A 12,000-nucleotide genomic window follows, 5' to 3' on the forward strand; every position below is an offset into this window, starting at 1 on the left:
ACCACCATGTTCCCGTCCCAAAGGGCATATACTATCATCCCCAAAATCGTCGCTGCGCTGAAAAATCAGTCAACGGTATCCAGGAACCAGCGATCCGTGCCTTCCAGGCCCACCGCGGTCAAACGACCGGTCATATAGGCGCCGGTATCGATGCCGATACGGTGGGGGGCTTCGTCGACGGTCTCCGATATCGTATGACCGTAGACGACAGTTGCGCCAAACCCACCCTCCGCATTCAAGAATTCCTCACGAATCCAGCGCAGGTCTGAAGTTTGCTGACGGTCGAGCGCAACACCGGGACGGACGCCAGCATGAACGAAGGCATAGTCCCCCTTGCGGATCATGTCATCGCCCCGGCCCAAGAAATTGACGTGCGACTGCGGCACCAGTTGCGGCAGCCGTTCGGCAACCTCGTCAAAACTGGCAGCCGCATACGCCGCGTCGTCGCGCCAATAGCTCTTGATGGTTGCGTCCCCACCGATACGGATGAAATAACGCACGCGCTTGAGTTCACCAGTCAAGGCGGCGAGAAAGCATTCCTCATGATTGCCAATCAACAGCCGGATATCGTCGAACGGAGCGCTCAGGCGCATCGCGCGCTCAATCACCGACGCGGAATCAGGTCCGCGGTCGATCAGATCACCCAGCATGATCAGCGTCGTCCGCGCCGGACCGCGGGCGCCATTGTCGACCTCGATCCGAGCAAGCAGTTCGGCGAACAGATCGTCGCGACCATGAATGTCGCCGATGGCATAGACACGCTCCCCTGCCGGTACGCGGGGGCGCTCTTGCGGCGCCGGCTTGCCAGCCTGCCGGCGTTTCAAAAATCCAAGGAACGACATGTGACTTTTTTGAACAATTTTAATATATTAATATATATGTCCTGATCGTCATCCAACATGGGCCCGGCCGGCATTTGGAAAATCCAGCCAGCTTTACACCATATCCCAACGATGGCTGCCGCGAATAGAGACAAGTTAAGCGACCAGCAAGACCTTTGCGCTAAGCCGTCTGAAATCATAGCCGGGGAATATCAAGATATGGTCGATGAAGCGCCGCTCTCGCTCGCTTCTTCCATTGCGCGGATCATGGTGGTTTTCGGGACTCGTCCCGAAGCGATCAAGATGTTTCCGGTCGTTCATGCCCTGCGCTGTCGCGACAATGTCGATGTTTCTGTCTGCGTCACCGCGCAGCATCGCGAGATGCTCGATCAGGTTCTCGACATCGCGCGCATCGCTCCCGACGTCGACCTCGACGTCATGACCCCCAACCAGTCGCTCGACGCGCTGCTCGCGCGGCTCGTGACCGGGCTTGGAGAGGTTTTCGATCGCGACAGGCCCGATCGCATACTCGTCCACGGCGATACGCTTACAACCATGGCGGCGACACTTGCGGCTTATTTTCGCAAGATACCGGTCGGTCATGTCGAGGCGGGGCTGCGCAGCGGTAACATCTATCACCCCTGGCCCGAGGAGGTGAATCGCAAGGTCGCGGGCGCGGTCGCCGACCTGCATTTCGCGCCGACCGAGACCGCCGCCGCCGCACTGCGTGCCGAAAATGTCCCTGCCGAGCGCATCCACGTGACCGGCAACACCGTGATCGACGCGCTGCTCGCCACGCGGGCGCGGATCGACGAGGAGCCGTCGCTCGCCGCCGGTCTCGATCCCCTGCTCGCGCGTTTCGCGGGCCGGCGGATCATCGCCATGACGTCGCACCGCCGCGAGAATTTCGGCAACGGGATGACGGCGATCGCCGAAGCCATCGCGGGGATTGCGGCGCGCGACGACGTCGCGGTGATCTTTCCCGTTCATCCCAACCCGCACGTCCGCGGCGCCATGGAACCGACCCTTGGAGGCCTGTCCAACGTGGCCCTGATCGACCCGCTCGATTATCCGCATTTCGTCCGGCTGCTCGCCGCGAGCGACCTGGTGCTGACCGACAGCGGCGGCGTGCAGGAGGAGGCGCCGTCGCTCGGCAAGCCGGTGCTGGTAATGCGCGAGACGACCGAACGGCCCGAGGGCATCGAGGCTGGCACTGCACGCCTCGTCGGAACCGACCGCAATCGAATCGTTGCGGAAATCTTCAGCCTTTTGGACGATAAGGACGCCTATGACGCCATGGCCCGCGCCCATAATCCCTTCGGCGACGGGTGTGCGGCGGAAAGAATTGCGGAGATTGTTGCGCGTGCCCATCGATAGCGAACAGAAAGTCACCGTCCTCGGCCTCGGTTATATCGGCCTGCCCACCGCGGCGCTGATCGCGCGGTCGGGGTGCCGGGTCACGGGCGTCGACGTCAGCCGGCATGTCGTCGACACCGTCAACAGCGGCCACGTCCATATCGAGGAGGTCGACCTCGACGGTCTCGTTCAGGGTGTCGTCGCGCGCGGTACGCTGACCGCCTCGACCGAGGTCGCGCCCGCCGACGTCTTCGTCATCGCGGTGCCGACGCCGCACGACGAGGAGCATCGCCCCGACATCCACCATGTCCTGTCCGCCGCCCGCGCACTGGCGCCGGTGGTGAAGGCAGGCGATCTCGTCATCCTCGAATCGACCTCGCCCGTGGGCACGACCGAAAAGGTCGCGGCGCTGATCGCCGAACTGCGCCCCGATCTGAAGGTGCCGGGCGCGTGCAGCGGCGCCGCCGATATCTTCATCGCCCATTGCCCCGAACGCGTTCTTCCCGGCCGCATCCTGATCGAGCTGGTCGACAACGACCGCTGCATCGGCGGCATCACCCCGCGCTGCGCGCGGCGCGCGATGACCTTCTATCGCCAGTTCGTGCGCGGCGCCTGCATCACCACCTCGGCGCGCGCCGCCGAAATGGTGAAGCTGGTCGAGAACAGCTATCGCGACGTCAACATCGCCTTCGCCAACGAGCTGTCGATGATGGCGGAGGAAATGGGCGTCGACGTGTGGGAGGTGATCCGCCTCGCCAACCGGCACCCGCGCGTCAACATCCTCCAGCCCGGACCCGGTGTCGGCGGGCATTGCATCGCGGTCGATCCGTGGTTCCTCGTCCACGGCGCCCCCGCGCACAGCCGCCTGATCCGCACCGCGCGCGAGGTCAACCTCGCCAAGACCGCGCATGTCGTCGGCGCGGCCGAAATGCTCGTCTCGCAGCATCCGGAGGCGCGCGTCGCCTGCCTCGGCCTCGCCTTCAAGCCCAATATCGACGATTTCCGCGAAAGCCCCGCGGTCGAGGTCGCCGCGGCGCTCGCGCGTCGGTTTGGCAAGCAAATCCACATCGTCGAGCCCTTCGCGCGCACGCTTCCGGCCGCGTTCGCCGATACCGGCGCCGAACTGATCGATCTCGATAGCGCGCTGGCGTCGTGCGACATCCTGATCGTGCTGGTCGATCACGACCTGTTCCGCTCGATCCCGCTCGAGGAGCGTGCCGACAAGATCGTCTACGACACACGCGGCCTCTGGCCCGACCAGCCGGGAGCGGCGACCAGCCACCGTCTGCACAGGGCGGCCTGACCCTTCCCGCTTGACGCAGCGGGGGCGGCTCCACATCTCTTCACCATGCTCGTGCGCCTGCAAACGCTTGTCGTGGAAAAGCCCTGGGGCCGAACCGACATACCCGGGGATTTCGGGGATTTCGGCGGCCGCCGGATCGGCGAGATCTGGTTTGCCCATCCCGATGGTGATAACGCGCCGATCCTGGTCAAATTCCTCTTCACTTCCGAACGCCTGTCGATTCAGGTCCATCCCGACGACGCGGCGGCGCAGGCCGCCGGCTTCGCGCGCGGCAAGGACGAGTGCTGGCTGGTGCTCGATGCCGATCCCGGCGCCGAACTCGGAGTCGGGCTGGTCGCCGAAACGTCGCGCGAGGCGCTGCGCGACGCCGCGCTCGACGGATCGATCGTCGACATGATCGACTGGCGGCCTGCACGGGAAGGCGATTTCGTCTATAATCGGGCGGGGACGATCCACGCGATCGGCGCCGGGCTGACGGTGGTCGAGGTGCAGCAGAATGTCGACTGCACCTATCGGCTCTACGATTACGGCCGGCCGCGCGAATTGCACCTCGACGCCGGGCTGGCGGTCGCGGCACCGGGGCCGCGCCCCGATCCGCGCGACGGCCGCGTCGAACCAGGCGACAATCGCTTGCTGGTCGACGGCCCGCATTTCCGCCTGCTGCATCTGGCGGGCCCGGACGCCGCGGCAATGCTGCCCCGCACGGACGGCACATACAGCTTCGTACCGCTCTCGCCGGGGTGCCGCGTCGATGACGAGGCGGTGGCGCTTGGCGAGTGCGTCGTCATCGACCGCGCCGACGGCATCGCACTGGCCCCGGATGCCCGCGCCCTTCTGTGCTGGTCCTGCTGATGGCGATGCCGGGCGAAGGGTGGTAACAGGAAGTCCATGATCGTCCCCGTCATCCTGTCCGGCGGATCGGGCACCCGCCTGTGGCCGGTGTCGACCAGCGCCGCGCCCAAGCAGTTCCAGCCGCTGATCGGGGAGGTCAGCCTGTTTCGCCAGACGCTGGATCGCGTCGCCGATCGCACGCGCTTCGCCGCGCCGCTGGTCGTCTGCGGCCCCGGGCACGTCGCGCCGGTCGAGGCCGATCTGGCGGCGGCGGGAATCGCCGACGCGCGGGTCATTGTCGAGCCCGCGGCGCGCAACACCGCCCCGGCGATCGCGCTGGCCGCGCGCGCCTGCGGCCCCGACTCGCTGCTTCTCGTCATGCCCGCCGATCATGTCATGACCGACGTCACCGCTTTCCTGCGCGCGATCGACACGGCGCGCCCCGCGGTCGAAGCGGGCGCGATCGCGACCTTCGGGATTGCTCCGTCGCATCCCGAAACCGGCTATGGCTATATCGCGGCGGGCGAAGCGCATCCCGATGCGCCCGGCGTCCACAGCGTGCGGCGCTTCGTCGAGAAACCCCCACGCGAGCGAGCGGAAGCGATGCTCGCCGAAGGCGGCCATTACTGGAACGCCGGCATCTTCCTGATGCGCGCCGATCATTTCCTGACCGAGCTCGAACGCCAGCAACCTGCGATGGCCGCGGCCTGCACCGCCGCGATGACGGACGCACGGCACGATGGCGGACGCGTCCATCCCGACACCGACGCCTTCCTGCGCAGCCCCGCCGATTCGATCGACTATGCGGTGATGGAGGGCGCGGACCGGGTCGTCGTCGCGCCAGTCGAACCCGGCTGGTCCGACGTCGGCGGCTGGGCAGCGCTGCACGCGCTCGGGACCAAGGACGACGCCGGCAACGTCCGCATCGGCGACGTCGTCACGCTCGACGCCGAACGCAACTATCTGCGCGCCGATGGCGGCAAGCGCATCGCCGTGGTCGGTGTGTCCGACCTGATCGTGGTGACGCACGGCGACGACATCTTGGTCATCCCGCGCGAGCGCGCGCAGGAAGTCAAGGCGATCGTCGAATATCTGGCCGCACACCCGCCGCGCTGACGCGGGAAGCTCCTTCCGTCCGCAGTAGTGCCCTTGCGCCGCGCGGTGGCGGCGTTAAACCGCTTTCATGCGAAACCATCTCCTGTCCAGCGCGATCGCGCTCGCCGCCGTCCTGTCCACCCCCGCCCTCGCCCGGCCGATGACCGAGGTCGATCTGGCGACAATGAAACGCGTTGCCGCTCCCGCCGCCTCGCCCGACGGACGCTGGGTCGCATTCCAGATCACCGAGACCGAGGCGGAGTCCTACAAGCGCTCGACCGGCCTGTGGCTTCTCGACCGCAAGGCGAAGGGAGCCGTGCCGGTGCGCGTCGCCGACACCCCGGGCAAGAACGAGACGAGCCCGGCGTTCGGCCCCGATGGCGCGCTTTACTTCCTCTCCGACGCGTCGGGCAGCGACCAGCTCTGGCGGATCGCCGTCGGCGACAGCGGCGCCCCGGCAACGCAGGTCACCAGCGAGAAGGCCGACGTCGCGGGCTTCAAGCTGTCGCCCGATGGCCGGCGCCTGCTCGTCTGGGGCGACGTGCCGCGCGAGTGCACGAGCTTCGGCTGCGATGCGAAGGAAAAAGGCGCGCTCGTCGGACCGGGCAGCGGCCGCCACTACAAGGACGGCGTCGGTTTCGTCCGCCACTGGGATCAATGGGAGACGCCGGGCACCCATAGCCGCCCCTTCGTCTTCGATCTCGTCGACGGCAAAGCGACCGCGGGGCGCGCGGTCGACGGCTCGCTGATCGGCGACACGCCGTCGAAACCCTTCGGCGGCGGCGAGGAGCTCGCCTGGGGCGCCGACAGCCGCACGATCTTCTTCACGCTGCGCAAGGCCGACCGCGACGAGCCGACCTCGACCAACCTCGACATCTATCAGGCGAAGGTCGATGCGCGCATCGCGCCGATCAACCTGACCGAAGCCAACAAGGCGACCGACACGCTGCCCACCCCTTCCCCCGACGGCAAGTGGCTCGCCTATGCCGCGATGGCGCGACCCGGCTATGAAAGCGACCGGCAGGTGCTGATGCTGCGCAACCTCGAAAACGGCGAGACGCGCAAGCTGACCGACGCCTGGGATCGCTCGGTCGCGTCGATCGCCTGGGCGCCCGGCGGCAAGGCGCTCTACGTTACCGCGCAGGAGGTGCTCGACCATCCCGTCTTCCGCGTCGATGTCGCGACAGGCAAGGTCGAGCGTCTGAAGGCCTCGAACGCGGCGACCGAGGGCAATATCGGCGACGTGACCCCGCTCGCCGACGGCGGTCTGCTCTATTCACGCAATTCGATCCTGCTGCCGACCGACCTCTACCTCCGCGATGCCAAGGGCAAGGTGACCCAGATCACCGACGCCAATGCCGCGATTCTCGCCGAACTCGATCCGGTCAAGGTCGAACGCATGCAATTCGCCGGTGCGAACGGCGACACGGTGTGGGGACAGATCATCAAGCCCGCCGATGCCACCGGCAAGCTGCCCGTCGCCTTCCTCGTCCACGGCGGCCCGCAGGGCAGTTTCGGCGACAGCTGGTCGACGCGCTGGAACCCGCGCCTGTTCGCGCAGCAGGGCTATGGCGCGGTGACCGTCGATTTTCACGGCTCGACCGGCTATGGTCAGGCCTTTACCGACAGCATCAACAAGGACTGGGGCGGCAAGCCGCTCGAAGACCTGAAGCTCGGCCTTGTCGCCGCGGGTCAGAAAGATGCGCAGCTCGACATCGGCAACGCCTGCGCGCTCGGGGCTTCCTATGGCGGCTACATGGTGAACTGGATCGCCGGGCAATGGACCGACGGCTTCAAATGCCTCGTCCAGCACGACGGCGTCTTCGACGCGCGCGCCATGGCCTATGAGACCGAGGAGCTGTGGTTCGACGAATGGGAGCATGGCGGGCCCTATTTCGCGGTTCCGCAGGAATATGAGAAATGGAATCCGGTGCACCATGTCGACAAGTGGCAGACGCCGATGCTGGTGATCACCGGCGAAAAGGATTTCCGCATTCCCTATACGCAGGGCCTCGCCGCCTTCACTGCCCTCCAGCGGCGGGGGGTGCCGTCCGAACTGCTCGTCTTCCCCGACGAGAATCACTGGGTGCTGAAGGGCGCGAACAGCGTCCAGTGGCACCGCACGGTGTTCGACTGGATGAAGCGCTATCTGAAGAAATAGCCTCTATTTCCCGCCTCTCGTCACCCCGGACGTAATCCGGAGTCTCGTTTATCCCACAAAAGCGGGATGCCGGATCAAGTCCGGCATGACGAAAGAGGCAGGGCGGCGAAACGATCACCCTCTTGCCGCATCGCAGCATGGCTGGCAAAGGCCCCGGTCATGCCGATGGAAAAAACCTTCGATCCCGCCGCCATAGAAGCGAAATGGGCCCATGAGTGGGAAAGCCGCGGGCTGTTCCGCCCCGCGCGCCCGAATGCGCAGCCCTTCACCATCGTCAACCCGCCGCCCAACGTCACCGGCGCGCTGCATATTGGTCATGCGCTCGACAACACATTGCAGGACGTGCTCGTCCGCTACGAGCGGCTGCGCGGCAAGGATGCGCTGTGGGTGGTCGGCACCGACCATGCCGGCATCGCGACCCAGATGGTCGTCGAGCGCCAGCTCGAAGCGCGGCAGGACAAGCGCACCAACTACACGCGCGACGAATTCGTCGAGAAGGTGTGGGAATGGAAGGCGACAAGCGGCGGCCAGATCACCCGCCAGCTCCGCCGCCTCGGCTGCTCGATGGACTGGAGCCTAAATTCCAGAGACAATAACGGGCAGTTCACGATGGACCCGCATTTCACCCGCGCGGTGGTCAAGGTGTTCGTCGACCTGCACCGACAGGGCCTGATCTATCGCGACAAGCGCCTCGTGAACTGGGACCCCAAGCTCAAGACCGCGATTTCGGATCTGGAGGTCGATGCCCGCGAAGTGAACGGCCACATGTGGCACTTCAAATATCCGCTCGCGGGCGGCGAAACCTATCGCTACGTCGAGCGCGATGGCGACGGCAACATCCTGTTCGAGGAAGAGCGCGACTATATTTCGATCGCGACGACGCGGCCGGAAACGATGCTGGGCGACGGGGCCGTGGCGGTCCATCCCGACGACGAACGCTATCGCCCGATCGTCGGGAAGCTGTGCGAAATTCCGGTCGGCCCCAAGGAACATCGGCGGCTGATCCCGATCATCACCGACGATTATCCCGATCCGAATTTCGGTTCGGGTGCGGTCAAGATCACGGGCGCGCACGACGAAAACGACTATGGCGTCGCCCAGCGCAACGGCATCCCCATGTATCGCCTGATGGACGAAGTGGCGGCGATGCGAACCGACGGCCCAAGCTATGCGGAGGCCACCGCCCGCGCGAAGGCCATCGCCATGGGCGAAAAAGCCAGCGCGGCGGAGATCGACAAGCTGAACCTCGTCCCCGAAGCCTATCGCGGGCTCGACCGGTATGAGGCACGCGAACGGGTCGTCGCCGACATCGACGCCGAAGGGCTGATGATCAAGGTCGAGGACAAGCTGATCATGCAACCGTTCGGCGACCGCGGCGGCGTGGTGATCGAACCGATGCTGACCGATCAATGGTATGTCGATGCCAAGACGCTGGCGCAGCCGCCGATGCAGGCGGTGCGCGACGGGCGCATCCGGATCGTCCCGAAGACGTGGGAAAAGACCTTCTTCAACTGGATGGAGAACATCCAGCCGTGGTGCGTGTCGCGCCAGCTCTGGTGGGGGCACCGGATTCCGGCGTGGTATGCCGCAGACGGCCGCATCTTCGTCGCCGAGACCGAGGAAGAGGCGCAGGCCGAAGCAGGTGCAGGCGTCGCCCTTACCCGCGACCCCGATGTCCTCGACACCTGGTTCTCCTCGGCCCTCTGGCCCTTCGCGACGCTCGGCTGGCCCGATGATACCGAAATGCTGCGCCGCCATTATCCCAACGACGTGCTCGTCTCGGGTTTCGACATCCTGTTCTTCTGGGATGCGCGCATGGCGATGCAGGGGATGCACTTCATGAACGAGGTGCCGTGGAAGACGCTTTATCTCCACGGCCTCGTCCGCGCGCCCGACGGGCAGAAGATGTCGAAATCGAAGGGCAACGTCGTCGATCCGCTCGGCCTGATCGACCAATATGGCGCCGACGCGCTGCGCTTTTTCATGGCGGCGATGGAAAGCCAGGGCCGCGACATCAAGATGGATGACGCGCGTCTCGCGGGCTATCGCAATTTCGCGACCAAGCTGTGGAACGCCGCGCGCTTCTGCGAGGCGAACGGCATTTCGGCCTCGACCAGCCTCGCAGCGCCCGCGGCGAGCCTGCCCGTCAATCGCTGGATCATTGGCGAGGTCACCGACACCGTCGCCGCGATGGAAAAAGCCTTTGCGGCCTTCCGCTTCGACGACGCCGCGAATGCGATCTACAGCTTTGCGTGGGACCGCTTCTGCGACTGGTATCTGGAACTGATCAAGGGTTCGATCGATGAAGAGACGAAAGCCGTCGCCGGCTGGGTTCTCGATCAGATTCTCGTCATGCTCCATCCCTTCATGCCCTTTATCACCGAAGAGCTTTGGACCGGCCTCGGCGACCGCGAAGGTTACCCGCTGATCACCGCGAAATGGCCCGAGCCGCAGGCGCAGCGCGATACGCAGGCGAGCGCCGACATCGACTGGCTGATCGGTTTAATACGAGAGATTCGTACCGCACGAAACGAACTCAATGTGCCGGCTGCGGCTCGACCAAAAATGATCATAGAGGTCTCGGTCGATGCCGAAATCGAACGGACATGGACTCATTCAAGCATTCTTGCCCGGCTCGCTCGTGTCGAATTGGTCGATGCAATGGGAATTGATGTTGCAGGCGGTAATGTGCAAGTCTCTGCTGGTAATACCGATTTCATAATACTGCTCGAAGGCGTGATCGATACCGCCGCCGAGCGCGACCGCCTGTCGAAGGCGCTCGCCGCGGCCGTCAAGGAACGCGACAGCCTTGCCGGGCGCCTCGCCAATCCGAATTTCGTCGAGCGCGCAAAACCCGAAGCGGTCGACAAGGCGCGCGCCGACCATGATGCCAAGGCGGCCGAGGCCGACCGGTTGACCGCCGCACTGGCGCGGCTGGGGTGAAGGAAGAGGCACCCGTCGCGCCCGTCGTCGCCGCGGCCGACCCCGCTTCGGGGCCGGTGCCGCCGCGCCAGACCGCGCGCGGCAATGGGCGGCTCGACCTGACCGACGGGCCGATCACGCGGACACTGGTCCTTTTCGCGCTGCCGACGCTGGCGTCGAATATTCTCCAGACGCTCTCGGGCTCGGTGAATTCGGTGTGGGTGGGGCAATTCCTCGGCGAAAGCGCGCTCGCCGCGACCGCCAATGCGAATATTGTCATGTTCCTGATGTTCGCGACCTTCTTCGGTTTCGGCATGGCGGCGACGGTGCTGATCGGCCAGTCGATCGGCCGCGGCGACATCGATGCCGCGCGCCGCGCATCGGGCGGCGCGATCGGCCTGTCGCTGTTCTTCTCGCTCGTCATCGCGGTCGTCGGCTGGTTCGCCTCGGATGCGATCCTGCGCCTGCTCGAAACCCCGGCGGAGGCCTTTGGGCTCGCGCACGACTATCTGCGCGTCACCTTCATCGCAATCCCCGCCAGCATGCTGATGGTTACGCTGATGATGGCGTCGCGCGGCGCGGGCGACGCAGTCACGCCGCTGCGCTTCATGATCCTGTCGGTCGTGCTCGACATCGTGCTCAATCCCGTGCTGATCCTCGGCCTGGGCCCCTTCCCGCGCCTCGGCATCACCGGGAGCGCGCTCGCCACTGCCAGCTCCGGGACGATCAGCCTCGTCGCGATGCTTGTCTGGTTCTACGCCAGGGATCATGTCCTGCGCCTGCGCGGCCGCGAACTCGCTTATTTGATCCCAAAGATCGACGAACTGCGCTTCATCGTCGCCAAAGGCGTACCGATGGGCGCGCAGATGCTCGTCATCTCGGGCGCCGGGCTGGTCATGGTCGGCCTCGTCAACCGCGAGGGGCTGGTGACGGCGGCGGCTTATGGCGCGACGCTCCAGCTCTGGAACTATGTTCAGATGCCCGCGCTCGCGGTCGGCGCCGCGGTCAGCGCAATGGCGGCGCAGAATATCGGCGCGCACAGGTGGGACCGCGTCACCGCGATCACCAACAGCGGCATGGCAATCAACCTCGCGATGACGGGGGTGCTGATCGCGCTCCTGCTCGCTTTCGACCGCGCCGCGCTCGGCCTGTTCCTTGGCAGCGGCAGCGAGGCGGTCGACGTCGCGCGGCACGCCCAGTATATCGCGACCTGGACCTTCCTCCCCTTCGGCACGACGATCGTCCTGATCGGCACGCTGCGCGCCAACGGATCGGTGGTGCCGCCGCTGATCATCCTCTTCCTGTCGATGTTCCCGATCCGTCTCGGCATCTATCATTTCGCCTATCCGTGGCTCGGCGGCGACGCGATCTGGTGGAGCTTCCCGCTGTCGTCGCTCACCTCGCTGGCGATGGCCTGGTGGGTGTACCAGCGCGGCAACTGGCGCAGAACCATGCCGCAGCCGGGGGTCGGATGAGGGCGCGGCACCCGACGACTTTCGACCAAGGCGCCC

At 65.6% G+C, this 12,000-nt stretch carries 8 protein-coding genes; 7 read left to right on the forward strand and 1 reads right to left on the reverse strand.

What is annotated here, in order from left to right:
- Positions 1 to 65: 65 nt before the first annotated feature.
- Positions 66 to 842: a metallophosphoesterase family protein gene (locus tag SGRAN_RS11970; RefSeq protein ID WP_067183926.1), complete on the reverse strand. Its 777-nt coding sequence runs from the start codon at positions 840 to 842 to the stop codon at positions 66 to 68.
- Between the two features lie 198 nt (positions 843 to 1,040).
- Between SGRAN_RS11970 and wecB the strand changes: the two genes are divergently transcribed.
- The 7 genes from wecB (at position 1,041) to SGRAN_RS12005 (ending at position 11,964) form a co-directional block, all read left to right on the forward strand.
- On the forward strand, positions 1,041 to 2,198 hold the full coding sequence (wecB, locus tag SGRAN_RS11975) for a non-hydrolyzing UDP-N-acetylglucosamine 2-epimerase (RefSeq protein ID WP_067183929.1): 1,158 nt from the start codon (positions 1,041 to 1,043) through the stop codon (positions 2,196 to 2,198).
- A complete protein-coding gene (wecC, locus tag SGRAN_RS11980) occupies positions 2,185 to 3,480 on the forward strand; it encodes a UDP-N-acetyl-D-mannosamine dehydrogenase (protein WP_067187061.1) in 1,296 nt (431 codons plus the stop codon). Before wecB ends, wecC begins: the two co-directional genes overlap by 14 nt.
- A 72-nt stretch (positions 3,481 to 3,552) precedes the next feature.
- A complete protein-coding gene (locus SGRAN_RS11985; protein WP_237233493.1) occupies positions 3,553 to 4,332 on the forward strand; it encodes a class I mannose-6-phosphate isomerase in 780 nt (259 codons plus the stop codon).
- A 36-nt stretch (positions 4,333 to 4,368) separates the two neighbouring features.
- Entirely contained in the window at positions 4,369 to 5,427 is a 1,059-nt protein-coding gene (locus SGRAN_RS11990) for a mannose-1-phosphate guanylyltransferase/mannose-6-phosphate isomerase (protein ID WP_067183934.1), read from the forward strand.
- Between the two features lie 67 nt (positions 5,428 to 5,494).
- A complete protein-coding gene (locus tag SGRAN_RS11995) occupies positions 5,495 to 7,567 on the forward strand; it encodes an alpha/beta hydrolase family protein (protein ID WP_067183936.1) in 2,073 nt (690 codons plus the stop codon).
- Positions 7,568 to 7,726: 159 nt separating this feature from the next.
- Positions 7,727 to 10,510 carry a valine--tRNA ligase gene (locus SGRAN_RS12000; protein ID WP_067183939.1) on the forward strand — a complete coding sequence of 928 codons (2,784 nt, stop codon included), beginning with the start codon at positions 7,727 to 7,729 and terminating at the stop codon, positions 10,508 to 10,510.
- Positions 10,511 to 10,635: 125 nt separating this feature from the next.
- Positions 10,636 to 11,964: an MATE family efflux transporter gene (locus tag SGRAN_RS12005; protein ID WP_404950421.1), complete on the forward strand. Its 1,329-nt coding sequence runs from the start codon at positions 10,636 to 10,638 to the stop codon at positions 11,962 to 11,964.
- The last annotated feature ends 36 nt before the right edge of the window (positions 11,965 to 12,000 follow it).

It is taken from the genome of Sphingopyxis granuli, from assembly GCF_001559015.1.
Classification (GTDB): domain Bacteria; phylum Pseudomonadota; class Alphaproteobacteria; order Sphingomonadales; family Sphingomonadaceae; genus Sphingopyxis; species Sphingopyxis granuli.